This window comes from Aciditerrimonas ferrireducens (assembly GCF_023130475.1).
GTDB classification, from domain to species: domain Bacteria; phylum Actinomycetota; class Acidimicrobiia; order Acidimicrobiales; family UBA8190; genus Aciditerrimonas; species Aciditerrimonas ferrireducens.
On record NZ_JAKHEX010000006.1, the window covers coordinates 54,533 to 78,563 of the forward strand.

Sequence of the window (24,031 nt, forward strand, 5' to 3'; positions counted from 1 at the left end):
GCAGACCCCGGCTTCTCTGCCTCGAGGCGGACCCCCTCTGCCGGGGTGGGAGGATGCCCGCCGGGTGTTCGGGCAGGACGAGGAGAGCGATGGTGGCTGGCAACCTGGTGCGACGGCGGCGAGCCCTCGGGGTCCTCGCGCTGCTCGCCGTCGCCGCCAGCGCCTGCGGCCCCGCGGCCGCCCTGCCCCGGGGCGAGGCCCGGAGCAGCCCGGCCCCCCGCGTGGCCTACGTGGCGGCCTTCGGGGACCCTGCTGAGCCCGGGGCCCTGGTGCCCCGAGTCGGCCTCCACCCCCTGCGGACCCTCCGACCCCTGGCCACCACGGCGGCCCAGGCCGCAGTCGTCGGCACCTGGCACGCCGACCTCGTGGTCCTCGGCGAGGCCGACGACCAGCTGGTCGTCCTCTCCCCCGGAGGCCAGGTCCTGCGCCGGGTGGTCGTGGGTTTGGAGCCCGACGCCCTGGCCGTCCGCGGCGATCTGGCGCTGGTGGCCGACAGCGGCAGCGGGCAGCTCCAAGGGGTCGACCTGCAGACCGGGCGGGTCCTGTGGTCCGTGGCAGTCGGGGCGGTCCCCGACGCCCTGGCGGTCGCCGGGTCCTCGGTCCTCGTCGCCGACCTGACGTCGGGCCGGGTGGTGGCGGTCAGCCTCGTGAGCCACCGCGTCACCGCCTCGGCCGACGTCGGACCCGAGCCCGACGCCCTGGCGGTCGCCGGGTCCTCGGTCCTCGTCGCCGACCTGGGCGCCGACCAGGTGCTGGCCCTGCACCTGCCCGGCTTGAGCCAAGGGCCGAGGGTCACCGTGCCCTTCGACCCCACCGGCCTCGCCCTTGGGCCTGGGCCGGCTGGCACGCCGGTGGCCTGGGCGGTGGGCGGGGCGGCCCTGGTCCCCCTGCGGCTCCCCGGCCTGCTACCCGGTCCGGCCATTCCCCTGGGCCATGTGGCCGAGGCCCTGGCCCTTCGCCCCGGGGGCCGGATCGCGTGGGTGGCCGAGGAGGACGGCTTCGTGGCCGCCGTGAACCTGGCCACAGGACGGGTCCTTGGCCGGACCTACGTCGGCGGCCGGCCCAGCGCGCTGGCCCTCGGCCCGAGCCAGGCCTAGGGGGCCAGCGGCCGGCCCAGGCGGGCGAGGAGGCTGCGGGCACAGACCAAGACCCGTTCCCGGTCGTGGGTCACGGTGTAGGCGAAGCGTCGACTGGCCCACGGTCCACGATCCCCGAGCGAGCGTCCGATGAGGGCCGCGGCGTAGTGGGGACCGACGACTGCCACGGTCCACTCCTCCCGCAGGGGGTCGTCGAGGTCCAGGGCCACCCCCCGGACCCCCGGCAGGGGGTCGGGCGCCATGCCGACCCCGTAGGCCACGACCAGCGGACTGCGGGCCCCGAGCCGCCGATAGGTGTCGGCAGTGACCCCGGCCAGGCGCCGGGCCTCCTGGAACACGCCGAGGACCGCCGGGGGCAGGGTGTCGACCAGGGCCGACTGCTCGAGGTGCCGGGAGATGGCCAGGACGAGGTGGGCCGGCGCCACCCGCAGCTCGGCGTCCTTGACCAGGTCGAAGGGCGAGGCCACGGTGGCGACCGGGTGGACGGCGGCGCCGAGCCGCCGAGGCGCCAGACGGTCCGGGGGCACCAGGGGCCCTGGCCGACCGAAGCGCCACCCCTGCCCGAGGTGGGCTCCGAAGGCCCGGGCCCGCTCCTCGTCCTCCTCGGTCTCGATGCCCTCGGCCACCACCACGGCACCCGTGGCCTCGGCGTAGGCCATGACCGCGGCCAGCACTCGTACGATGGCGGCGTCCGGCTGGTGCCGGACGAGGTTCAGGTCCAGCTTGACCACCTCGGGCCGCAGGATGGGCAGCACCGCCAGGGAGGCCGGGTCCGCCCCGACGTCGTCCAAGGCAATGGGCCAACCCCGGGATCGGATCCGCTCGACCGCGTGGAGCAGGAGCGCCGGGGCCCGCAGGAGGGCCCGCTCGGTCAGCTCCACCACCGGTCGGAGCCGCCGGGCCATGTCGTCCATCCAGCGGGCCGCCCAGGGGGGCGGCTCGCCCACAGCAGCCGGCTCGACGTTCACGAACAGCGCCGTCTCCCGCCCCAGGCCAGCGGCCACCGCGTGCTCGGCCGCCGCCACGCGGCACCGCCAGTCCAGTTCGACCAGGGATCCGGCCTCCCGGGCAACGGCGAACGCGGCTGCCGGGGAGCACCCGAGGTCCGGCCAACGAGCCAGGGCCTCGTAACCGACCACCCGGCCGGTGTCCAGCTCGACGATGGGTTGGTAGGCGGGGACGACAGCCCCCTCGGCGAGCAGAGCCTCGAGCACCGGCCGCTCTTCGCTCGTCGTGCCTTCCCCCCCGACCATCGTTCTCCCTTCCCCGCGCCCGGTCCGGCACCGCCGTGCCCCTGCTGCGAGTGCACCCGGCTCGGCCAGCACGACGCGCCCCCCGCCAGCCCGCTTGGCGGCCAGCACCCCCTGGTCGGCCGCTTCGAGCAACGCCGACCCGTTCCGCCCGCCGCCGCTGGCCACCCCGACCGAGCAGCCGATCCGGACCCGCAGGTCCTCGGCCAGCTCGACCGGTTCGGCCAGCACGGCCACCATCGCCTCGCCCAAGGACCTCGCCGCCGCCTCGTTCGCCTCGGCCACCACGACCAGCTCGTCTCCCCCGAAGCGGGCCACCACGCCCCGCCCCCCGGTCGTCTCGGCCAGGCGTCGCGCCGCCTCCCGGAGGACCCGGTCCCCGGCCTCGTAGCCGTAGCGGTCGTTCACCGCCTTGAAGCCGTCCAGGTCGACGAAGAGGACCGCGGTGCCCGGGCCGGCGTGGCGCAGCAGCCCCTCGAGGGCCGCCCGGTTCGGCAAGCCGGTCAGGGGATCCCTGCCGGCCGCCCCCAGGGCCTCCACGGCAACGGCCGCGCTGACCAGCACGCCCGAGGCCACCGCCGCCAGACCCCGCAGGATCTCCTCGTCTTCGGCTCGCCAGCACCGGGGCCGCTGGTCGATGGCGCAGAGCGCGCCGAGCGTCGCCCCGGTGGGCCCCCGCAGGGGCACCCCCAGGTAGGCCTCGACCTGCAGGCCGGTCACCGCCGGGTTGTCCGACACCCGAGGGTCGAGCCGGGCGTCGTCCACCACGAAGGCCGCCCCGGTCTCCACCACGTGGGCGCAGAAGGACCAAGAAATCGGCGTCTCGCGGGTGGAGGCCACCGGCTCGGGGAAACCCAGCGCGCTCGTGAAGAACTGCCGGTGGGCCTCGACGAGCGAGATCCCCGCCGTCGGCGCCCGGAGCAACCGCCTGGCCAGGTCGACCACCTCGTCGAGGGCGGCCCGCGGCGGGCCGTCGAGCAACCCGGTGGCCCGCACGGCGGCCAGCCGGACCGGGTCGGCCAGCACGCCGGGGTCGCCTCCGCACCGACAGGTGGCAGGCAGCACCCCTCGGTGATCGGCACGGGCGGCTCGCGACCTGAGGCCGGCGCCGGGGCGCCCCGCCACCCTGCGAGGTGATCACCCGGCGAGCCGATGCCCCCCGGGTATGCTGCGCCCGCCAGGGTCCCGCTCGCCAGGGGACCCCTGAGGCGGGAGGGGGCCCATGGAGGGCACGCCGGGGCAGGGCACCACGGGGCCGGGGCCGGTGCCAGGACAGCAGCAGGGCAAGTGGTGGAGCCTGGTGGCGGTCAGCGGCGGCATGTTCATGCTGCTGCTCGACATCACCATCGTGGCCGTCGCCCTGCCGGCCATCCAGCGCCAGCTCCACGCCTCCCTGGCCGACCTCCAGTGGGTGGTGGACGCCTACGCCATGACCCTGGCCGCCCTGCTCCTCACCACCGGCTCCCTCGCCGACCTCTACGGGCGCCGGCGGCTCTTCGCCAGCGGCCTCGCCGTCTTCACCCTCGGGTCCCTGCTCTGCGGCACCGCCACCGACCCGCTGTTCCTCATCGTCGCCCGCTGCGGCCAGGGCGTGGGCGGCGCCGCCATGCTGGCCACCTCCCTGGCCCTCCTGGCCCAGGCCTACCAGGGCAAGGACCGCGCCGTGGCCTTCGCCGTCTGGGGGGCCGTCATGGCCGTGGCCATCGCCGTCGGGCCCCTCGTGGGCGGCCTCCTCACCCAAGGGGCCTCCTGGCGGTGGATCTTCCTCGTCAACGTGCCGCTCGGGGTGCTGACCCTCGGGCTGACCCTCCGCCGGGTCCCCGAGTCCAAGGACCCAGCCCCCCGCCGACCCGACTGGCTCGGCTTCCTCTCGTTCACCGCCGCCCTCGTGGCCCTGGTCCTCGGCCTCATCCGAGCCAGCCAGACCAGCTTCACCAACCCGGTTGTCCTGGCTTGCCTCGTGGCGGCCGGCGGGCTGGCCCTGGTGTTCGTGGCCATCGAACAGCGGGTTCCGCACCCCATGTTCGACCTGAGCCTCTTCCGGGTCCCGACCTTCGACGGCGCGCTCTTGGCCAGCTTCGCCATCTCGGCGTCCTTCTACAGCCTCCTCCTCTACCTGGTCCTCTACCTCCAGGACGCGCTCGGCGAGTCCCCCCTGCAGGCCGGGCTCCGCCTGCTGGTCATCTCCGGCTCGACCTTCCTGACCTCGGCCGCCGCCGGCCGTCTCAGCCGGCAGGTCCCGGTCCGCTGGCTCGTGGCCCTCGGCCTCGCCCTCGTGGCCGTCGGCCTCGGCCTCCTGAGCGGCCTCGCACCCGCCGACGCCTGGACCGCCGCCCTCCCCGGTTTCCTGCTGGTGGGCTTGGGCAACGGCATCGTGAACCCTCCCCTGGCCCAGGCCGCCATGGGGGTCGTCCCCCCCAGCCGCGCCGGCATGGCCTCGGGCATCAACAACACCTTCCGCCAGACCGGGATCGCCGCCGGCGTCGCCGCCCTCGGCACGATCTTCGCCGACCGCGAACGCGCCGTGCTGGCCCGCGCCCTCGTCCAGGCGCACCTGCCCAGCACGGTGGTCGGCCGAGTCGTGGCCCTCGTGAAAGCCGGTGCCCCACCCCGGCAGGTCCTCGCCGGGCTCTCGGCCCACGCCGCTGGCCTCACCACCATCGGGCTGCGCCGAGGCCTCGTCGTCGGCCTCGACGACATCCTGCGCGTCTCCCTCGTGGTGGCCGCCCTCGGCGCCCTCGGGACCATCGGCCTGATCCGCAACCGGGACTTCGTGGCCGGCAGTCACCTCGAGGTCAGCGCCGAGGGAGCACGTTCGACGGCCGAGCACGCCGGCCAGGTGGCCCCGGCCGAGGCCTGAGCTGGCCCCCTGGGCGCAGGCTGGTCAGAATCGGCACCGGTCGTTCGCCGACCAGCGAGCCCCGCCACCCCCGAGGTCGGCGGTCGAGAGCAGGAGGAGCAGCGAGCATGTCGAGCAACGCCGAGCGGGCCTACGAAGCCCTCCTGGCCCGCAAGGGCGAGGAGGAAGGGGTCGGCGAGTGGTTCCTCGTCGACCAGGACCTGGTCAACGCCTTCGCGGATGTCACCCGGGACCACCAGTTCATCCACGTCGACCCCGAGAAGGCGGCCCAACTCACCCCCTGGGGCGGCACCATCGCCCACGGCTTCCTGACCCTGTCCCTCCTCACCCACCTCTCCAGCTCCATCCGCCAGAGCCTCCCGCCCCTCGACGGGCTGGCCATGGGGATCAACTACGGCTTCGACCGGGTCCGCTTCCTCACCCCCGTGAAGGTCGGCTCCCGCATCCGGGCCCGCAGCGCCCTGCGGGACGTCGCCTTGAAGCCCCCCTCCTCCGTGGACCTCACCCGGGCCATGACCGTGGAGATCGAAGGCGAGGAGAAACCGGCCCTGGTGGCCGACTGGATCACCCGCCTCGTCTTCGCCTGACGACCTCGACCCGGCCGGCGCGTCGGGGCTCAGGCTTCGGCACGCTGCCCCCGACGCGCCGCCCGCCGGGCCCGCCGGCGCACCCCGGCCTGCTCCAGCATCAGGCTCAGGGCGATACCGGCCAGCCACACGTCCTTGGCCAACGCGGTCCCCTGGTGGGTCGGGCGCCAACTGCCCTCCTCGCGCATCCCCGGCGTCCGGGCATACAGACCCAGCAGGCCACCCGAGAATCCGGCCAGACCCAGGGCCCCCCAGCTGGTCGGCACGAAGGGCACCGCCAGTGCGGTCCCCAGGGCCACTTCGGTCACCCCCAGGGCCCGGGTGAAGGTCGCAGGGTCCAGGCGCTTCAGGAACGGGTAGGTCCCACTCGCCATGCCGTGCAGCCGACCGGCCGTCTCCTCGTCGGCCCGCAGCTTGTTCAGCCCCGAGTTGGCGATGAACACCCCGGCGGCCAGCCGGACCGGCAGCTGGTGCAGCGACACTCGACGTCCCATGGCACCCCTCCTTCCCTCACTGCCCGGCTCGGGCCCAGGGACCCACCGGGCACGTCGACCCCCCGAGCTTGCCAGCCCAGCCGGCCCAACGTGCCCTCCCGCAAGTTCTTGAGGTTAGCTCAGAGAATGCTAGGCTGGGCGCGTGGACCAGGGAGGCGCGGTGGCGGCTCGCATCGCGGTCACCCCTGAGCTGCTGGCCGAGGTTCTGAGCGCCAGCTGGCGCCGTTGGCGCCGGCTCCTGGCCGCCGAGCTCGGTCCCCTGGGCCTCAGCCCGTGGGAGGCCCGAGCGCTCCAGGCCGTCGTGGCTGAAGGCCCCCTCGCCATGGGCGCGCTGGCCAAGGCCCTCGCCATCCAACCCCGCTCGGCCACCTCGGCCGTCCGGGCCCTCGCCCAAGCCGGCCTGGTGGCACGCCGGATCGACCCTCAGGACCGCCGACTGGTCCTCGTCGCGGCCACCCCAGCGGGCCGGCGCACTCTCGCCGAGGTCCAGCGAGCCCGACGGGCCGCGGCCCAGGCCTGCTTCGCCCACCTGCGGGACCCCGAGCGCCGGCAGCTGGCCGGCCTCCTGGCGCGCCTGGCCGAACCCGCTCCGCCGGACCCGGGTGGGGAACCCGGATGAGCCCCCGGGGTGGCATGGGCGGCGCGGCCGCCGGCTACGGCCTCATGCGATCGTTCCGCCGGGACCCCTCGGTGACCCGCCAGGCCCTGCCCAAGGGCCTCGTCCGGCGGGTCCTGCGCTTCGCCGCTCCCTACCGGCGGATGCTGGCCGTCTACTTCGTCCTGATCGTCCTCGACGCCCTCATCGGGGCGGCCAATCCCCTCGTCTACAAGGCCATCATCGACCGCGGCATCCTGCCCAAGCGGACCGGGGTCATCGTCGCCCTGGCCAGCCTCGTGGCCGGGCTGGCCCTGGCCGACAGCGCCCTGTCCCTCTGGCAGCGCTGGATCTCCGCCCGCGTCGGCGAGGGCCTCATCTACGACCTGCGGACCACGGTCTTCGAGCACCTCCAACGCATGCCCCTGGCGTTCTTCGTCCGGACCCAGACCGGCGCTCTGGTCTCCCGGTTGAACAACGACGTGCTCGACGCCCAGTCGGCCTTCACCGACACCGCCTCCTCGGTGGTCTCCAACGCGGTGACCGTCGTGGTCATGCTGGCCGCCATGTTCCTCCTGTCCTGGCAGATCACCCTGGTCGCCCTGGCCCTCCTCCCCGTCTTCCTCGTCCCCGCCCGGCTCGTCGGCCGGCGCATCCAGGCCATCACCCGGGAGAGCTACAACCTGAACGCCCTCATGACCTCCACCATGACCGAGCGATTCAACGTCGCCGGCGCCCTCCTCGTCCGGCTCTTCGGGCATCCCGAGCACGAGGCCGCCACCTTCGCTGCCCGCGCCGGCCGGGTCCGGGACATCGGGGTCACCCAGGCCATGTACACCCGGGTCTTCATGGTGGCCCTCCTCCTCACCGCCTCCCTGGCCACCGCCGTCGCCTACGGCTGGGGCGGGGTCCAAGCCGCCCACGGGGTCTACCTCGTCGGCACCGTCGTCGCCCTCAGCGCCTACCTGACCCGGCTCTACGTCCCCCTCACCGGCCTCTCCAACGTCCAGGTCGACATCATGACCGCCCTGGTCTCCTTCGACCGCATCTTCGAGGTCCTCGACCTCGAACCCATGGTGGCCGACGCCCCGGACGCCGTCGACCTGCCCCGGGGACCGGCGGCCGTCCGTTTCGAGCACGTCGACTTCCGTTACCCCCGAGCCGACGAGGTCTCCCTGGCCTCCCTGGAGAGCGTCGCCACCTTGGACCAGGCCCCCGCCGAACAGGTCCTCTTCGACGTCGACTTCGAGGTCGGTCCTGGCCAGCTCGTCGCCCTGGTCGGGCCTTCGGGAGCAGGCAAGACCACCATCAGCCACCTCGTGCCCCGCCTCTACGACCCCACCGCCGGCACCGTCCGCATCAACGGCCTGGACCTCAGGCGCGCCACCTTGGCCTCGGTCCGGGCGGCCGTCGGCGTGGTGACCCAGGACGCCCACCTGTTCCACGAGACCATCCGCGAGAACCTCCGCTACGCGAAGCCCGACGCCAGCGACCACGAGCTCTGGGCCGCCCTCGAGGCCGCCCAGGTCGCCGACCTCGTCCGGTCCCTGCCCGACGGCCTCGACACCATGGTCGGCGACCGCGGCTACCGCCTCTCGGGCGGCGAGAAGCAGCGGATCGCCATCGCCCGCCTGCTCCTCAAGGCCCCCGACGTCGTCGTCCTCGACGAGGCCACCGCCCACCTCGACGCCGAGTCCGAACGGGCCGTCCAAGAGGCCCTGGCCAGCGCCCTGGCCGGGCGGACCGCCCTCGTCATCGCCCACCGTCTCTCCACCATCCGCCGGGCCGACCTCATCCTCGTCCTCGACCACGGCCGGATCGTCGAGCGGGGCCGCCACCAGGACCTCCTCGCGGCCGACGGCCTCTACGCCGACCTCTACCGCACCCAGTTCGCCGACCAGGACCCCGAGGCGGAGCGGTCGGCCGAACCGGTCGGGCCCGGTAGAACGACGGGGTGACCACACCGCCGTCCGTTCCCCCCGCGACCACCGACCGCCCGGTCCACGCCGCCGGCATCTTCGCCCTCAGCGGGACCCGCACCGTCCACCGCCTCGGCTTCGGGGCCATGCAGCTCACCGGCCCAGGGGTCTGGGGTCCCCCGGCCGACCCCGATGCCTGCATCGCGGTGCTCCGCCGGGCCGTCGAGCTCGGGGCCGACCTCATCGACACCGCCGACTCCTACGGCCCCACGGTGAGCGAGGAGCTCATCCGCCAGGCCCTCCACCCCTACCCCCCCGAGCTCCTTATCGCCACCAAGGCCGGCCTGGTCCGGACCGGGCCCGGTCAGTGGCACCCCGTCGGCCGCCCCGAGTACCTCCGCCAGCAGTGCGAGCTCAGCCTCCGCCGCCTCGGCGTCGAGGCCATCGACCTCTTCCAGCTCCATCGCGTCGACCCCCAGGTCCCCGCCGCCGACCAGTTCGGGGTGCTCGCCGAGCTCCGGCAGGAGGGCAAGATCCGCCTCGTGGGCCTCTCCGAGGTCGACGTCCCCACCATCCAGGCGGCCCAGGCGGTCGTCCCGGTGGCCAGCGTCCAGAACCGCTACAACCTCGCCGACCGGGCCGCCGAGCCGGTCCTCGAGTACTGCGCCAGCCAGGGCATCGCCTTCATCCCCTGGTTCCCCCTCGCCAACGGGGCCCTCGCCCGTCCCGGCGGGGCCCTCCACCGGGTGGCCACCGAGCTCGGGGCGACCCCGGCCCAAGTGGCCCTCGCCTGGCTCCTCGCCCGCTCCCCGGTCATGCTCCCCATTCCCGGCACGGCCTCCCTGGCCCACCTCGAGGAGAACTGTGGCGCCGCGCTCCTGCAGTTGGACGAGACCCAGCGGGCCGAGCTCGACGCGGCCTAGCCCTCCGACCCGGACTCCGCTGGGTCCCCACCGCCGCCCGTCAGTGCCAGGCCGGCCGCCGCCTGCGCCTGGTCCGCCGGACCTCGCCAGGTGACCCGACCCTGGGCGAGCACCACCGCGTCGTCGACCACCCCGAGGGCCCGCTCCACGTGCTGCTCCACCACCAGCACGGCCGTGCCCGCCGCCCGGGCCGCGGCCAGGCCCTCGTAGACCGCGTCGACCATCACCGGGGCCAGGCCCAGCGAGAGCTCGTCCACCACCAGGCAGCGGGGGGCCACGGCCAGGACCTTCGCCAGCGACAGGATGCGCTGCTGGCCACCCGAAAGGGTTCCCGCCTCCTGTCGCCGCCGTTCGGCCAGGACCGGGAACGCGGCGTAGGCCCGCTCCAGGGCCGCCCCCACCCCCCGCCGACCCACCCGAGCGGCGAAGCTCAGGACCAGGTTCTCCTCGACGCTCAACGACGAGAAGACCGCCCGCCCCTCGGGCACGTGGACCAGACCTCGCCGAGCGATCTCGTGGGCCGGCCGACCGGTCACGTCCTCGCCGTCCAGCAGGACCCGGCCGGCGCTCGGGACCACCAGCCCGCTCGCCACTCGGGCCACCGTCGACTTGCCAGCGCCGTTGGGCCCGATCAGCGCTACGCCCCCACCGGGAGACACCGCCAGGGAGACCCCGAAGAGCGCCCGGTAGGGTCCGTAGGCGGCGTGGACCGCTTCCAACGCCAGGGCTGGCACGCCGGGGCCGGGGACCGGCGCTCGCCGGTCGGGCTCGGTCGTCTGCCCCTTCTCCTCGGCCACCCTGGTTAGTCTGCCCCCTCGAGGCCCCACGCCCGGGCGCGCCGGAGGAGGTTCCGGGACCTGCTCGGGCGTTGTGGAGTTTGTGTGTGTTGTTGTGCATTGCCGGGAGCGCCCGGGGTACCCACGCCCCACGTCCCGACCGGGCGGCGCCAGAGGCCAGGGGACACGAAAGGAGGAGGGACGCGATGGCCGTGGCCGGGGTGGCCGATCCGACGACGGCAGTCCTCGCCGTGGCCCAGCAGCTGGCGGCCCGGGGCCTCGTCGACGGCACGTCCGGGAACGTCTCGGCCCGGGCGACCGACGGCACGATCTGGGTCACCCCCTCCTCGTTGCCCTACGAGACCATGACCACGGCCGACCTGGTGCAGGTCGACCTCGTGGGCAACCGGCTGGCGGGCGAGCGAAGCCCGTCCTCGGAGCTCGCCCTGCACCTGGCCTGCTACCGGGCCTTCCCGGAGATCGGCGGGGTGGTCCACTCCCACGCCCCCCACGCCTCGATGTTCGCCGCTGCCCGCCGACCGATCCCGGCCTGCCTCGACGAGGCCGTCCTCGCCCTCGGGGGGGACGTGCCGGTGGCCGAGTACGCGCTGAGCGGCACTCCCGCCCTGGCCGAGCGGGCCGTGGCCCAGCTGAGCGGCCGGGCCGCCGTGCTGCTCGCGAACCACGGCGTCGTCGCCATCGGGCGGGACCCCGCCCAGGCCCTCGAGGTGACGGCCACGGTGGAGCGCACGGCCTGGGTGGCCCTCGGGGCCGCCATGCTCGGCGGGCCCGCCCGGCTGCCGGCCCGGACCCTGGCCGACTTCGGTGCCCTCTACCGGGCCCTTCGGTCCTCCTGAAGCCCGGCTCCGCTGAGCAGCTGGCGGAAGCGCTGGTAGCGCTCGGCCGTGGGTCCGAGCCACGAGCGCCGGGGCTCGACCGTCCGCTCGGTGCGGGCCCAGGCCGCTGCCCCTTCGAGCGGCTCGGCCCGACCCGCGGCCATGGCCGCCAGGTAGGCGGCGCCAAGGGCCGCGCCCTCAGGGGGACCGGCCTCGACCGACCGGCCCAGGACCTCGGCCAACGCGGTCAGCCAGGTGGTCGAGGCGGCCAGGCCACCGGTGGCCCGGACCCGCCGGAGGGGAACGCCCGTCGCCTCGACCACGAGGCGGACCATGAAGGCCGAGGCTTCGGCCACCGATCGCCGGAGGGCCCTGGGCCCGTGGCCCACCGCCAGGTCGACCAGTGCGGCCCGGAAGCCAGCAGGGGCGACACCGAGGCGCTCGCCTCGGGGGAAGGGCAGCCAGAGGGGCACCCGGCCTGGCGGGGGCTCGTCGACCGCCGCCGGCTGGTCCGGGTGGCCCAGGCCGGGCAGGCCCAGGAGCCGGCAGGCCCAGTCGCAGAAGAGCGCGCCGGCGTTCGTCGGCCCGCCCACCAGGATCCGGCCGGGAACGAGGTGGGGCACCGCCCAGAGGCCCGCGGGGACCGGGTGGTCGGCCTCGGCGACGACCCAGACCACCAGGCTCGCCCCGCCGATGGCCAGCAGGTCCCCGGGCTCGGCCACCCCGGCGACGAGCTGTTCGCAGAGCACGTCGACCGAGCCGGCCGCGAGGGGCACCGGGGGACGGCCGGGGCCGAGGTTCGCCGTTCCCGCCGCCTCCCCGATGCCCCGGACCTCGGGGAGCTGCGCAGGCTCGGCACCGAGGCGCCGGAGCCGTTCGGCCACCCAGCCGCCCGCCCCCCAGAGGTCCCCGGCGGCCATGGCCACCGCCCCGTCGACCGCACCGGGCCCGCCGAGGGCGGCGCCGGCCACCGCCTGGGCCGGCCAGTAGCCGGCGGCGCCCGGGGCCTCGGCGGTCGCCCAGGCGACGAGCCCCGCCAGGCTCGGGAAGGCGGGGGGCAGCTCGGCGTGTTCCCCCCCACCCTCGCCGAGGGCTCGCTGGTCGAGGTAGAGCACTCCGGGGAGCTGGGGGACCCCGCGGCCGTCGACGACGGTGAGGGAGGGGGCCATGCCGGTGACCCCGACTGCCCGGATCTCGGCGCCGCCTCGGCGGTCCAGGGACTCGAGCACCCCGGCGAGGGCCCGCCTCGGTCCCTGGCGCCAGGCCTGCTCCGCGTCGACCTCGAGCCGGCCCGGCGGCTCGTCCCAGAGCGCGTGGGCGACCCGCCGGCGGACCAGGACCCGACCCTCGGGATCGGCGGCCACCGCCTTGACCGCCGTGGTCCCCAGGTCCACCCCGATGGTCACCTGGCCCGCGCCCCCGGCCATGCCCTGGACAATATGGGGCCCATGGCCGCGTCGCCCCCGTTCGCCCGCCACCGCGCCCTGGTCACCGCGCCCCTCCGGGGCCCGGCCCTGGGGGTCCTCGAGGAGCTCGCCGAGCTGGTGCTCGAACCGTGGATCGAGCAGCGGCCGCTGCGGCTCTCGGGGGACGCCGAGCTGGCCGAGCGGGTGGCCGAGGCCCGAGCCGACCTGCTGGTGGTCGAGGCCGACCAGTGCGGTCCGGCGGTCTTCGAGCAGCCCCTGCGGGCCGTGGCGGTCACCCGGGGCGAGCCGACGAATGTCGACCTGGCCGCCGCTTCGGCCGCCGGGGTGCCGGTGCTGCACACCCCGGGCCGCAACGCCGACGCGGTGGCCGAGCTGACGGTGGGTCTGCTGCTGGCCTGCACCCGTCGCCTGGTGGTCGGGGACCGGGAGCTGCGCCAGGGCCAGGTCTTCGCCGGCGGCACCATCCCCTACCAGCGGCACCGGGCCTGGGAGCTGGCCGGCCGGACCGTCGGCCTGGTGGGTCTCGGGGCGGTGGGCCGGGCGGTCCGCTGGCGCCTGCGGGGCCTCGGCATGGAGGTCCTGGCGAGCGACCCGGCGGTGCCCGAGGCGCCCCTCGGGCTGGAGGAGCTGCTGGCCCGCAGCGACGTGGTCTCGGTCCACGCGGCCTTGACGCCGCAGACCGCCGGGATGATCGACGCCCAGGCGTTCGCCGCCATGCGACCCGGCGCCGTCTACCTCAACACCGCCCGGGCCCAGCTCCAGGACACCGAGGCCCTGGTGGCCGCGCTGGCCTCCGGTCATCTCGGGGCCTGCGGCCTGGACCACGTGGAGGGCGAGCAGCTGCCCCCGGACCACCCCTTGCTCCGGTTCGACCAGGTGGTCTTGAGCCCCCACATCGGCGGCGCCACCTACGACACCGAGGTCCGGCAGACGGCCATGGTGGCCGAGGGGCTCTGCCAGCTCCTGGCGGGCGCCACCCCTCCGACGTGCCTCAACCCAGAGGTACTCGGCCGTCCCAGAAACCCGGCAGGGCGGTAGGGGGCCGTCCGGCGGCGTAGGCCGCGAGGCGGGCCCGCGCCCGGGGGCAGTGGAGCTCGACCACGTCGAAGAGCACCTCGGGGCCCACGGCCCGAAGGGCCCGGTCCCCCTCGCTGCGGGGGGCCGGCTGGCGGGGGGTGAGGACCACGAGCGGCACCTCGGGCGGCAGGCAACCCCGGAGGACTGCGGCCCGGCCCAGGGTCCGCCAGAGCACCTCGGGCCGCTGGAGGCCTCCTCGGGTGCTCGTGTCGCTCCCGGCGACCTCCACCGCCCAGAGCCCGTCCCGTCGGTCCAGGGCCCAGAGGTCGGGGGCGAGGGCCTGCCCCCGGGCCAGGGTCGGGCGGCGGCTGGGCAGCCGGAAGCCGACGGCGCGAAGCACCTGCTCGGCCAGCCGCTTCGCCCCGCCGTCCACGCCGGTCTCCTCGGCGACCGGCCCGGCGCCGCCCGGGGGTTCCGGCGTCCCCTCCTCGGCGACGCGGCGCCGGGCCAGGGCCACGTAGGCCGGGTCGAGGTCGTAGCCCACGTAGCGTCGGCCCAGGCGGGCCGCGGCCACGAGGGTGCTGCCGCTGCCCATGAAGGGGTCGAGGACCAGGTCGCCCTCGTAGGTGTAGAGCCGGATGAGCCGCTCGGGCAGCTCGACGGGGAAGGGAGCCGGGTGGCCGACCCGGCTGGCCCGCTCGGGGGGCAGCTGCCAGACGTCGAGGGTCAGCTCCATGAAGTCGTCGGCCGTCATGGTGCTCCGCCAGGGCAGGCCCTCGGTTCGTCGGCGGCTCGGGGACCGGGCCCGGTCGAAGCGGCCCTTGCTGGCGACCACGACCCGTTCGGTGAGGTCCCGCAGCACCGGGTTGGCGGCCGAGCACCAGGAGCCCCAGGCACACGAGCCGCTGGCCCCCGCCGCCTTCTGCCAGACGATCTCGCCTCGAAGGAGCAGCCCGAGGCGGTCCTGGAGGATGCCTGTGAGGTCGGCCGAGAGGCTCCGGTAGGGCCGGCGGCCCAGGTTGGCCACGTTCACCGCCAGCCGCCCCCCGGGCTCGAGCTTGCGGACGCACTCGGCGAAGACCGCCTCGAGGAGGCCCAGGTACTCGAGGTAGCTGCCGGGCACCCCTTCCGCGGCCAGTTCGGCCTCGTAGGCCTTGCCAGCGAAGTAGGGCGGGGAGGTGACCACGAGGGCCACCGAGCCGTCCTCCACTTCGGGCATGTGCCGGGCGTCGCCCACCACGAAGGGCTCAGGGACCGGCCGCGGCGGCAGGACGGTGTCGTCCGCCGAGAGCACCGGCGGCTCGAAGCGCTCGTAGAAGCCCGTGGCGTCGTGGCTCTCCCGTCGGCCCACCCCGAACCGCGAGGTCGCGGTCCGCCGCCGGACCGCCCGGGACGGTGGCCGACTCGGCGACAGGGGCCCCTGGGGCAGCGCGTCGGCCATGCCGAGCGGCCCGCTCAGAGGGACTCGAGGACCCGGCCGGCCATGCGCCGGACCACCGAGCGGGGAGCCAGCTGGCTGCCCACCATGGCCGCCACGTTCGCCGCCCCGGGCACGCAGAGGGCCTGGTTGCGGGCCAGGGCCGCCAGTCCGGCCCGGGCCACCCGATCGGGGTCGGTCACGGCGAAGCGCGGCACTCGAACGGTGCTGACCCGGGCCCGCTCCTGGAAGCCCGTGGGGGTGAAGCCCGGGCAGAGGGCGGTCACCCGCACCCCGTGGGGCCGGGCCTCCTCGTGGAGGGCCTCGCTGAGGGAGGTCACGAAGGCTTTCGTGGCGTGGTAGAGCGCGCCCCGGGGTCCCGGCGCGAAGCTGGCCGTGGAGGACACGTTCAGGAGGCCCCCTCGGCGCCGGGCCACCATGGGGCCAAGCGCCGCCCGGGCGACCCGGGCGACGGCGGCCACGTTCACCGCCACCATCTCCGTCACGACCGCCTCGGGCTGCTCCCAGTACGGCCCGTACCACCCGAAGCCGGCGTTGTTCACCACCGTCTCCACCGGCCCCCTGGCCAGGCGGTCCTCGACCGCTCGGAGGCCCTCCTCGCTGGCCAGGTCGGCCACCAGGACCTCCACCTCGGTGCCGTAGGCCTCGTGGAGCGCTCTCGCCAGCGCCTCGAGGGCCGGACGGCGGCGGGCCACCACCACGAGGTCGTGCCCGTCCGCCGCCAGGAGCCGGGCGAAGCGCTCGCCGATCCCCGAGGAGGCGCCGGTCACCAGTGCCACAGGTCGCTCGGCCATGGCCCGACGCTAGCCGTCGGCTCCCGGGGCCGTGGATCCCTTGGCCGGGTCGCCAGGACCTAGGCTGAGGGAGTCTGGCCTGCGGCCAACCCTGGGTGGTCGCCCTCCGAGGAGGCAGGGGCCCTGGTGCAGCTGAGCGTCCTGGCGGTGGTCTCCCCGGGCGCCTACTGGGGAGCGGTCGGCGCCACGGCCCTGGCGATCGCCGGGGTGTGCTGGGCCGGGCTGCGCCGCCCGGGCCGATGGCGGGTGTGGCTGGCCGACGCCCTCGGGTTGGTCCTGCTCGCCGATGCCGCCAGTTTCGTCGTGAGCGAGATCCTGGCCGGGGACTTCGATCCCCGGACCGATCTTCCCCTGGCGCTCTGCGACATGGGGGTCCTCGTGGCCGCCGCGGCCTGCCTCAGCCGCCAGCACCTCCTGGTGGAGATCACCTGGTTCTGGGGCCTAGCCGGCACCCTCCAGGGCCTGCTGACCCCCGACCTGGACGTCGGCTTCCCGCACCTGGCCTTCTTCGAGTACGTCGTCGGGCACGCCGGCATCGTGCTCGCCGCCTGCTTCTTGGTGATCGGCTTCGGCCTCCATCCCCGGCGTCGGGCCGCCCCGCGGGTGTTCCTACTCACCCTGGCCTACACCGCGCTGGTCGGCACCGTCGACGGCCTGACCGGGGCGAACTACATGTTCCTCCGCCAACCCCCACCGGAGTGGACCTTGCTGTCGGTCCTTGGACCCTGGCCCTGGTACATCGCCGGTGCTGCCGGAGTGGCCGTGGTGCTCCTCACCGTCTTGGACCTCCCGTTCTGGGCCGAGCGTCGCCGTGCGGCCCGGGCCGCCCAGGACCAGCCGGCCGGCGCGCCGCCCGCGCTCCGCCTGCCGGCTGCCAGCCCCCGGCGGTGAGCACCCCGGAGGCCGGGCTCCGGCTGCGCCGCTGGCAGGACCCTGCCGTCCTGGCGGTGGCCGTCGTCGCTTTCGCCGCCGGTTTCGGTCAGTTCGGCGTGGTGGCCGCCCTCGGCCACGTGGCCCGGGCCTTCGGGCAGGCGACCGGCAGCGGCCTGAGCCTCCGGGAGGAGGCCGGCCTCTCGGGCACCACCCTGGGGGCGGGCCTGGCCGTCATCCGCCTGGCCTCCCTTGGGGGCCTGCCCCTCGCGGGCCTGGCCGACCGCCTGGGCCGGGTCCGGACCCTGGTCACGAGCTGCGCCAGCGGCCTGCTGCTCACAGCAGCGGCCGCGGCGAGCCCCAGCTTCTGGTGGTTCGTAGCCATCTTCGCCATCGGCCGACCGGCCCTCTCGGCCACCACCGCGCTCAGTACCGTGGTGGGTGCCGAGCAGACCGCCAGCGAGGACCGGGCAAAGGCCGTGGCGCTCATGGCCGCGGCCTACGCCGTCGGGGCCGGTTCGACGGCCGTCCTGAACAGCCTGGCCGGTGACGCCCTCGGGTTCCGGGGCCTCTTCCTTCTGGCCGTCGTGCCCCTGGTCGTCTTGCCCGTCGTCGCCCGACGGGCCGAGGAGCCCGACCGGTTCCGCCGACTCCGGCCCACCCAAACTGGGCCAGCCCACATCGGGCCAGCCCTGCCGGTCCTGGGGGCCGTGGCCCGCCCCTACCGGCGCCGCCTGGGGGTGGTCGTGGCTTTGGCGTTCGCCGTGTCGGTGGTGACCGGGCCGGCCAACAGCTTCACGTTCCTCTACGCCCAAGACGTCCTGCACCTGTCGGGGCTGGTCACCGCCAGCATGGTCGTGGCCTCGGGGGCCCTGGGCCTTGGCGGCCTGCTGGTCGGCCGGGTCCTCGCCGATCGCCTGGGCCGCCGGCCGACCGCGGCGACCGCCATGGCCGGCATCGTGGCTGCCGCGGTCCTGGCCTACAGCGGCTCGGCCCCGGGGCTGGTCCTGGGCTACATCGCCGGGGTGGCGGCCGGGGCGCTCTTCGCCCCGGGAGCCGGCGCGCTGGCGAACGAGCTGCTGCCGACCCCGGTGCGGGCGTCGGTGGCCGGCTGGCAGGTGGCGGCCCAAGTGCTCGGCGGGGTGGTCGGCCTGGTGTGCTTCGGGGCCCTGGAGAGCGTCGCGGGCCGTTTCGCCGACGCGGCCCTCGTGACCTTCCTGCCGGTGCTGCTCAGCTTGCCCCTGTTCCTCCTGCTCCCCGAGACCCGAGGCACCGAGCCCGAGGCCCTCTGGCCGACCGAGGCCCCAGAGCCCTCCTCCTCCCCTAGCCCCCGAGGGGCCGGTGGGCACCGGTGAACCACTTCCCGAGGGTCTCGCGCTGTCCTTGGTAGGAGGAGCCGACGGCGCTGCCGTAGAGGGCCCGGGGCTCGGCCAGGAGCCGCTCGAAGGTCAGCTTGCAGACCGGCTGGCCGTCCTCGACGACGAAGGGCACGTCGTGGGCCCGGACCTCCAGCGCAGCCCGGGAACCCACCGGGCCGCGGGCCGGGTCCCAGCCGAACCCCGGGTCGAAGAACCCGGCGTAGTGGCTCCGGAGCTCGCCGCTCGTGGGGTCGTAGGCGGTCATCTCGGCGGCTAGCCCCGGGGGCACGCAGACCGCCTCCCGGGAGAGCAGGAGGTAGAAGCGGTTGGGGGACAGGACGATCCTGTCGCCCTTCTCCCGGCAGACCGGTTCGAAGAACAGGTCGGGGTCGACCGCCTGGTCGGTGCCCAGGTCCAAGAGGGGCGCAGAGTCCCGGGCGCAGTAGCCGACCTTGCCGGCCGGGTCCCCCTGGAGGTCCAGGCCGAGGAACAGGCCGTCGGCCACCAGCAACTCCTCTGCCGGGACCGCCCGACCCTCCCGGAGGAGCAGGGGCTGGCTGCGGTGGAGGGCCAGGAGCGCCTCGTCGTCCAGGCGGGCCCGGCCGGCCACCAGCCGGAGCTGGTTCAAGCTGAGGTCCTCCCGAACCCGGATGGGGAAGGAAAGGGGCACGATCTCCAGGTAGAGGCCCCCGTGGTACCCAGGAGCGATCTCGTCGAAGCGCCGCCCCCCGTCGGTGATGACCCGGGTGAAGACGTCGATCCGGCCGGTCGAGCTCTTCGGGTTGGCCCGGCCGTGCAGCCTGGCCGGCAGGGCGAGCCGCTCCTTCAAGGCCACCAGGTAGGGCCGGCCCCGTTCCAGGACCGCTCCGCGGCCCCGGAGGTCGAGCTCGTCGAGGGCGTAGTCCTCGAGCTTGGCCAGCACCTCGTGGTCCCCGGGGAGGAAGCTGCAGCGCAACCGGACGGCCCGATCCCCGAGTCGCAGATCGACGCTCGCCGGCTGGACGTTGGCTGCCGGCACGGGGTCGTCGGCGGGGGCGTCCACCACGCCACGGGCCAGGGCCTCCTCGAGGAGCTGAGCGGGCAGCACCCCCTCGCCCGGGGGGAGCCACTCGGGGGTCGGCGCGGTCGGGTCCGCGGCAGGGCCGGCGGACCCAGGCGGCTCAGGCATCGGGGCCGCAGGCTAGCGGGGTGGCTCGCCGGCTCGCTCCCGCCGGCGGCGACGGACCCGCCAGACGACCACGGCGGCGAGGACGACCACGGCCACCACGACCGCGGCGAGCTCGGCGTGGACCACGGCCCCGTAGATGGCGTCGAGGTGCTGGCCGGCAAGGGAGCCCACGGTGGTCCACAGCCCCACCCAGAGCGCCGCCCCGAGCGCGTTGGCCGGCAGGAAGCGGGTGAGCCAGGGCATCTCCAGGGCCCCGGCCAGGATGCCGTTGGCCTGCCGCAGGCCCTCGACGAAGCGGGCCACGATGACCACCGGGGCCCCGTGGCGTCGGACGAAGGCCTCGCCCTCCTCGAGGCGCCGTTCGGTCAGCCCGACGAAGCGGCCGAGCCGGAGGACGAGGGCCCGGCCGCCCAGCCGACCGATCAGGTAGCCGACGCTGTCCCCCACGAGGGCCCCGGCGAAGCCGACCAGGGCCACCCCGAGGATCGACAGCCGACCGGCCCCGGCGAAGACCGCGGCCACGACCAGGATCGTCTCCCCGGGGACCGGCACGCCGAAGTCCTCGAGGAGGACCAGACCGCCTACTGCCAGGTAGCCGTCCTGGGAGACCAGGGGGCCGAGCGGCCGGAAGATGCCCGGGAGCGGGGGGAGGGCGCTCACCGGGCCGGGCGGGGGCCGAGCCGGGGACCTGCCACCCCGCCAGGCTAGCCAGCCGACCCTGGCTAGGCTGGCCCCCTCGGGTCACCTGCGCCCGAGGCCGTCCGACCATGACCCCAGACCCCCCGCGCCAGCGCCCCGAAGGGGCCTTCCTGGTCACCGTCAGCGGCCTGGACCGACCAGGCTCGGCCGCCGACCTCTTCGCGGCCCTCGAGCAGGCTGGTGCCGACGTGCTCGACGTCGAGCAGGTCACGATCTTCGGGCAGCTGCTCCTGGCGGTCGTGGTCGTCGGGGTGGACCAGGGGGTGCTGCAGGACGCGGTGGCACCCCTCACCCCGACGTGGGGTCTGGCGGTGGCCGTGAACCCCACCGACCTCGGGGCCTCCCCGCCGCCGCACCACCACCACTGGCTGACCGTCCTGGCCCCGACCCTGCCGGCTGCGGCACTGGCCGGGGTCTTCGGTGCCGTGGCCCGGGCCGGGGGGAACGTCGAGCGGATCGTGCAGCTGGCCCACCAGCCGGTCGTCTCCTACGAGCTGCTCGTGGCCGGCGCCGGCTCGGACGAGCTGCGCCGCCAGGTGGCCCAGGAAGCAGCCCGGCTGCGGATCGACGTGGCCGTCCAGCGGGCCGGCCTGCACCGCCGGGCCCGGCACCTGATCGTCCTGGACGTCGACTCGACCCTGATCCGCCAGGAGGTCGTCGACCTGCTGGCGGAGCGAGCCGGCTGCGCCCAGCAGGTGGCCGAGATCACCCGGGCGGCGATGGCCGGCGAGCTGGAGTTCGCCGAGGCGCTGCGTGCCCGGGTCCAGCTCCTGGCCGGCCTGCCGGCCAGCACCCTCGAGGAGGTCCGCCAGTCCCTCGAGCTGACCCCCGGGGCCCGCACCCTGGTCCGGACCCTGGCCCGCCTGGGCTACGAGACCGCGGTGGTGAGCGGCGGCTTCCTCCAGGTCATCGAACCCATGGCCGCGGACCTCGGGATCCGGCGCGTGGCCGCCAACCGGCTGGAGGTGGCCGACGGCCGTCTGACCGGCCGGCTGCTCGGTCCGATCGTCGACCGGGCCGGCAAGGCGGAGGCCCTGCGCCGATTCGCCGCCGAGGCCGGCGTCCCCCTGGCCCAGACGGTGGCCGTTGGGGACGGGGCCAACGACATCGACATGCTGAGCGTCGCCGGGCTCGGTATCGCCTTCAACGCGAAGGCCGTGGTCCAGGACGCCGCGGACGCCGCCTTGAACGTGCCCTACCTCGACCCCATCCTCTACTTGCTCGGCGTGCCCCGTTCGGAGATCGAGGCGGCCGACGAACCCGAGCGCCCCGAGGGCGTCTCGGCCAGGACGTCGGCCAGTCTGGGCAGCGCCTGACGCCAGTCCCCGACGATCCCCACGTCGGCCCACTCGAACACGGGCGCTGCGGGGTCGGCGTTCAGCGCCAGGACCGTCCCGGCCCGCAGGGCCCCGACCGCGTGGTTGGTCCGCCCCGAGAGCCCCACGGCCAGGTAGAGCTCGGGAGCCACGCTGTGCCCCGTCACCCCCACCTGGCGGGCCCGGGGCAGCCAGCCCCGGTCGGTCACCTTCCGCGTCCCGGCCAGCTCCGCCCCGATCCGGGCGGCCAACCGGCGAACCAGGGGGTAGTCCTCCGGGTCCACTCCCAGGCCCACGCAGCAGACCCGTCGAGCCCGCAGGAGCGCCGCCACGTCGTCGTCCCGGCCCCCTCCCAGGACCTCCACGGGCGTCGGCACCCGGTCAGCGGGCGGCACGAGCTCGACCACCGGCACCCCCGAACCCCCCGCCCCGGGGCCGTGCGCCGAGGTCTCGCCCACCCCGGGGCGGACCGTGGCCATCTGGATCGGCCCGAGGGCGACCACCTCGGCCATGGCCGTCCCGGCCGGCTCGGGCTTCCAGCACACCAGCCGGTCCCCGTCCAGGGTCAGGGCCACGGCATCGCCGGTCAAGCCGGCCCCGAGGCGCACCGCGAGGCGGGCGGCGGCCTCCCGGCCCCACTGGGTGGCCAAGGCCAGGATCACCGCCGGGGCCGGCCCACCCGGGCCGCACCAGTGCGCGCCGAGCGCGGCAGCGACGCCCGCCGGGTCGCAACGGCCTTCGACGACGAGCAGCCGGTTGGCGCCGACCGGCTCGGGCTGCTCGCTGTCCGCCGGCGCCGGACCGGCCAGGGCGAGCTCGGCGCCTAGTGCTGAGGCGAGGGCCGCGGCCTGGTTCAGCAGGCCAGCCACGGCCGCCGGCCGGCCGGGTTCGGCCAGGACGGCCACCGTCGGCACCTCCTTCGCCTCGCCACGGCGGCCCCCGATCGGCGCAACCCCAGGGTCGGACATCGGCTCCCCTGGCCCGGGCCGTTTTGCGGCCCCGGCGCCGCCCGTCTCGGCCAGCCGGGCACGAACGGCTTCGACGGCTTCCTCCAGGCGGGCCAGGGGGAAGACCTGGCGGGCCCGGGCGGGGCGGAGCGCCTGGCGCACCCGGCGCACCAGGGTCCGGCTGCCCTCGGCACCGAAGGGACCCGGGCCGAGGGCAGCCGGACCCAGCACTCGCACCCGCCCCGGCCCCACCTCGGCCAGGGCCGCAGCGTCGGGCTTGCACGGGTCGATGAGCCGCTCCGCGGCAGCCAGGACCGCGGGGAGGGCGACCCGGACCTCCTGCCAGCCGTCGTCCAGCTCGCAGCGGGCCCAGAGCCGCGCCGGTCCCAGACCCGACGGCGGCTCCAGCCGCAGGGCCCGCGCCGCGGGCACGAAGGGCCAGCCCAGGCGCTCGGCCACCTGCGGGCCGACCTGGCCGGTGTCGGCGTCCACGGCGCTCTTGCCCACCAGGACCAGGTCGAAGGGACCGAGGCGGTCCAGGGCGGCGACCAGGGCCGCCGAGGTGGCCAGGGTGTCGGACCCGGCCAGGCTCGGGTCGCTGAGCAGCACGGCCTCGTCGGCGCCGCATGCCAAGGCCTCCCGAAGCGCCGCCTCGGCACTCGGGGGCCCAAGGCTCATGGCCACGCAGGTCCCCCCGCTTCGGCGGGCCAGGGCCACGGCTTGGGCCACGGCCCGGCGGCAGAAGGGGTTGACCTCGAGGGCCACGCCCTGGCGCACCAGGCGACCGTCCGGGCCGAGGCTCAGGGCCTCGGCCGCCGGGACCTGCTTCAGGAGCACCGCGACCCGCATCGGCGGCAGCCTAGGGTGCCGACCGGGTGCGGCCGTCCCCTCGGGCGGCCCGGCCCCTCAGTGCCCGCCGGTGGCCTCCTCGGGCAGGTCATCGAAGAGCCGCGGGGTGCGGCCGGGTTGGCGGCGCAGCGCCTCGAGGTCCACTTCCCGCCAGCCCATGCCCCGGGCCTCGCAGAGCCGACGGGCGTTCGGCGCGACCCGCTCGGCCGCCAGCAGGCCCCGCAGGGGCCGCAGCCGGGCGTCGCTGGTCCGAAGCGCCGCCAGGTAGCGATCCAGCTGCTCGACGCTGGCCAGCTCGCCTCGACGCTTGACCTCGACGGCCACGAAGCCGCCGCTGGCGTCCCGGCAGAGCAGGTCGACCGGGCCCAGCGGGGTGCGGTACTCCCGGGCCAGGAGCTCCAGGCCGGCCTCGAGCACCCAGGGCCGCTCGGCCAGGTGGCCCTGGAGCTCGACCTCCACCCCGTCCTTCGCCAGGCCGGGCTCGGGTCCGAGCTCGTGGGTGACGTCCAGGTGGACCTCGTAGAGCCGGATCTCCAGCCGCTCCCCCTTGGCTCCCTGGACCAGCCACCGGCCGGGCTCCTCGGTCACGGTGCACGGCGGCACCATCCAGTTCAGCGGCTTGTAGGCCCCGTCGTCGGCGTGGACCGCCACCGACCCGTCGGCCTTCAGCACCAGGAGCCGCCGCCCCCGGGGCAGGTCGGCGCGCAGCCGGCCCTCGTAGTGGACCTCGCAGGTGGCGATGACCAGGCGCACCGGTCCATGCTGCCCCAGCCGGCACGGCCGCTCGGAGCCCAGTGACTAGCGTGTCGAC

21 protein-coding genes are annotated in these 24,031 nt (G+C 75.6%); 11 read left to right on the top strand and 10 right to left on the bottom strand.

The genetic code is table 11. The annotated features are described in order from the left end of the window. Positions 1–92 precede the first annotated feature (92 nt). On the top strand, positions 93–1,097 hold the full coding sequence (locus Acit_RS05530; protein WP_248106744.1) for a YncE family protein: 1,005 nt from the start codon (positions 93–95) through the stop codon (positions 1,095–1,097). On the opposite strand, the gene Acit_RS05535 is transcribed toward Acit_RS05530, so the two are convergent. Beyond that, positions 1,094–3,373 carry an EAL domain-containing protein gene (locus Acit_RS05535; RefSeq protein WP_248106747.1) on the bottom strand — a complete coding sequence of 760 codons (2,280 nt, stop codon included), beginning with the start codon at positions 3,371–3,373 and terminating at the stop codon, positions 1,094–1,096. The genes Acit_RS05530 and Acit_RS05535 overlap by 4 nt on opposite strands. A 196-nt stretch (positions 3,374–3,569) precedes the next feature. Between Acit_RS05535 and Acit_RS05540 the strand changes: the two genes are divergently transcribed. Both Acit_RS05540 and Acit_RS05545 read left to right on the top strand, forming a co-directional pair. Beyond that, positions 3,570–5,207 carry an MFS transporter gene (locus Acit_RS05540; RefSeq protein WP_248106751.1) on the top strand — a complete coding sequence of 546 codons (1,638 nt, stop codon included), beginning with the start codon at positions 3,570–3,572 and terminating at the stop codon, positions 5,205–5,207. 107 nt (positions 5,208–5,314) lie between these two features. Next, positions 5,315–5,794, top strand: coding sequence for a MaoC family dehydratase (locus tag Acit_RS05545; RefSeq protein ID WP_248106754.1), 480 nt, complete (start codon positions 5,315–5,317; stop codon positions 5,792–5,794). 29 nt (positions 5,795–5,823) lie between these two features. Here Acit_RS05545 and Acit_RS05550 read toward each other — a convergent pair whose 3' ends face one another. After that, on the bottom strand, positions 5,824–6,288 hold the full coding sequence (locus tag Acit_RS05550) for a DoxX family membrane protein (protein ID WP_248106756.1): 465 nt from the start codon (positions 6,286–6,288) through the stop codon (positions 5,824–5,826). Positions 6,289–6,430: 142 nt separating this feature from the next. On the opposite strand from Acit_RS05550, the gene Acit_RS05555 reads away from it, so the two are divergent. Genes Acit_RS05555 through Acit_RS05565 form a run of 3 tightly spaced genes read left to right on the top strand, consistent with a single transcriptional unit; the run spans position 6,431 to position 9,725 of the window. Continuing rightward, positions 6,431–6,907 carry a MarR family winged helix-turn-helix transcriptional regulator gene (locus Acit_RS05555; RefSeq protein WP_248106757.1) on the top strand — a complete coding sequence of 159 codons (477 nt, stop codon included), beginning with the start codon at positions 6,431–6,433 and terminating at the stop codon, positions 6,905–6,907. Beyond that, on the top strand, positions 6,904–8,841 hold the full coding sequence (locus Acit_RS05560) for an ABC transporter ATP-binding protein (RefSeq protein ID WP_248106760.1): 1,938 nt from the start codon (positions 6,904–6,906) through the stop codon (positions 8,839–8,841). Before Acit_RS05555 ends, Acit_RS05560 begins: the two co-directional genes overlap by 4 nt. Then, on the top strand, positions 8,838–9,725 hold the full coding sequence (locus Acit_RS05565) for an aldo/keto reductase (RefSeq protein ID WP_248106764.1): 888 nt from the start codon (positions 8,838–8,840) through the stop codon (positions 9,723–9,725). The genes Acit_RS05560 and Acit_RS05565 overlap by 4 nt, the downstream gene beginning before the upstream one ends. On the opposite strand, the gene Acit_RS05570 is transcribed toward Acit_RS05565, so the two are convergent. Next, entirely contained in the window at positions 9,722–10,522 is an 801-nt protein-coding gene (locus tag Acit_RS05570) for an ABC transporter ATP-binding protein (RefSeq protein WP_248106765.1), read from the bottom strand. The two genes, Acit_RS05565 and Acit_RS05570, sit on opposite strands and share 4 nt — an antisense overlap. 185 nt (positions 10,523–10,707) lie before the next feature. Here Acit_RS05570 and Acit_RS05575 point away from each other — a divergent pair, with 185 nt between their 5' ends. Beyond that, complete coding sequence (locus Acit_RS05575; protein WP_248106768.1) at positions 10,708–11,358, top strand: class II aldolase/adducin family protein; 651 nt, start codon at positions 10,708–10,710, stop codon at positions 11,356–11,358. Here the strand turns inward: Acit_RS05575 and Acit_RS05580 are convergent. After that, entirely contained in the window at positions 11,334–12,764 is a 1,431-nt protein-coding gene (locus tag Acit_RS05580) for a xylulokinase (RefSeq protein WP_248106770.1), read from the bottom strand. The two genes, Acit_RS05575 and Acit_RS05580, sit on opposite strands and share 25 nt — an antisense overlap. Before the next feature lie 21 nt (positions 12,765–12,785). Between Acit_RS05580 and Acit_RS05585 the strand changes: the two genes are divergently transcribed. Next, positions 12,786–13,802 (top strand): NAD(P)-dependent oxidoreductase, encoded by a 1,017-nt coding sequence (locus Acit_RS05585; RefSeq protein ID WP_248106772.1) that lies wholly within the window; start codon positions 12,786–12,788, stop codon positions 13,800–13,802. Here Acit_RS05585 and Acit_RS05590 read toward each other — a convergent pair. Together Acit_RS05590 and Acit_RS05595 are read right to left on the bottom strand one after the other, a co-directional pair. Further along, positions 13,756–15,222, bottom strand: coding sequence for a DNA-methyltransferase (locus tag Acit_RS05590; RefSeq protein ID WP_248106774.1), 1,467 nt, complete (start codon positions 15,220–15,222; stop codon positions 13,756–13,758). The two genes, Acit_RS05585 and Acit_RS05590, sit on opposite strands and share 47 nt — an antisense overlap. Positions 15,223–15,236: 14 nt before the next feature. Then, a complete protein-coding gene (locus Acit_RS05595; protein ID WP_248106777.1) occupies positions 15,237–16,013 on the bottom strand; it encodes an SDR family NAD(P)-dependent oxidoreductase in 777 nt (258 codons plus the stop codon). Between the two features lie 126 nt (positions 16,014–16,139). On the opposite strand from Acit_RS05595, the gene Acit_RS05600 reads away from it, so the two are divergent. Continuing rightward, positions 16,140–16,904, top strand: coding sequence for a YwaF family protein (locus Acit_RS05600; RefSeq protein ID WP_248106780.1), 765 nt, complete (start codon positions 16,140–16,142; stop codon positions 16,902–16,904). Beyond that, complete coding sequence (locus Acit_RS05605) at positions 16,901–18,238, top strand: MFS transporter (RefSeq protein ID WP_248106783.1); 1,338 nt, start codon at positions 16,901–16,903, stop codon at positions 18,236–18,238. The genes Acit_RS05600 and Acit_RS05605 overlap by 4 nt, the downstream gene beginning before the upstream one ends. Here the strand turns inward: Acit_RS05605 and Acit_RS05610 are convergent. Continuing rightward, a complete protein-coding gene (locus Acit_RS05610; RefSeq protein WP_248106786.1) occupies positions 18,207–19,409 on the bottom strand; it encodes a 2'-deoxycytidine 5'-triphosphate deaminase in 1,203 nt (400 codons plus the stop codon). The two genes, Acit_RS05605 and Acit_RS05610, sit on opposite strands and share 32 nt — an antisense overlap. Before the next feature lie 12 nt (positions 19,410–19,421). After that, entirely contained in the window at positions 19,422–20,069 is a 648-nt protein-coding gene (locus tag Acit_RS05615; protein WP_248106789.1) for a DedA family protein, read from the bottom strand. A gap of 107 nt (positions 20,070–20,176) precedes the next feature. Between Acit_RS05615 and serB the strand changes: the two genes are divergently transcribed. Continuing rightward, positions 20,177–21,424, top strand: a complete 1,248-nt coding sequence (gene serB, locus Acit_RS05620) for a phosphoserine phosphatase SerB (protein WP_248106797.1) — start codon at positions 20,177–20,179, stop codon at positions 21,422–21,424. Here serB and Acit_RS12920 read toward each other — a convergent pair. Further along, a complete protein-coding gene (locus tag Acit_RS12920; RefSeq protein ID WP_282436357.1) occupies positions 21,322–23,220 on the bottom strand; it encodes an FAD-binding protein in 1,899 nt (632 codons plus the stop codon). The two genes, serB and Acit_RS12920, sit on opposite strands and share 103 nt — an antisense overlap. 57 nt (positions 23,221–23,277) lie before the next feature. Further along, positions 23,278–23,973: an endonuclease NucS gene (nucS, locus tag Acit_RS05635; protein WP_248106798.1), complete on the bottom strand. Its 696-nt coding sequence runs from the start codon at positions 23,971–23,973 to the stop codon at positions 23,278–23,280. Positions 23,974–24,031 lie beyond the last annotated feature (58 nt).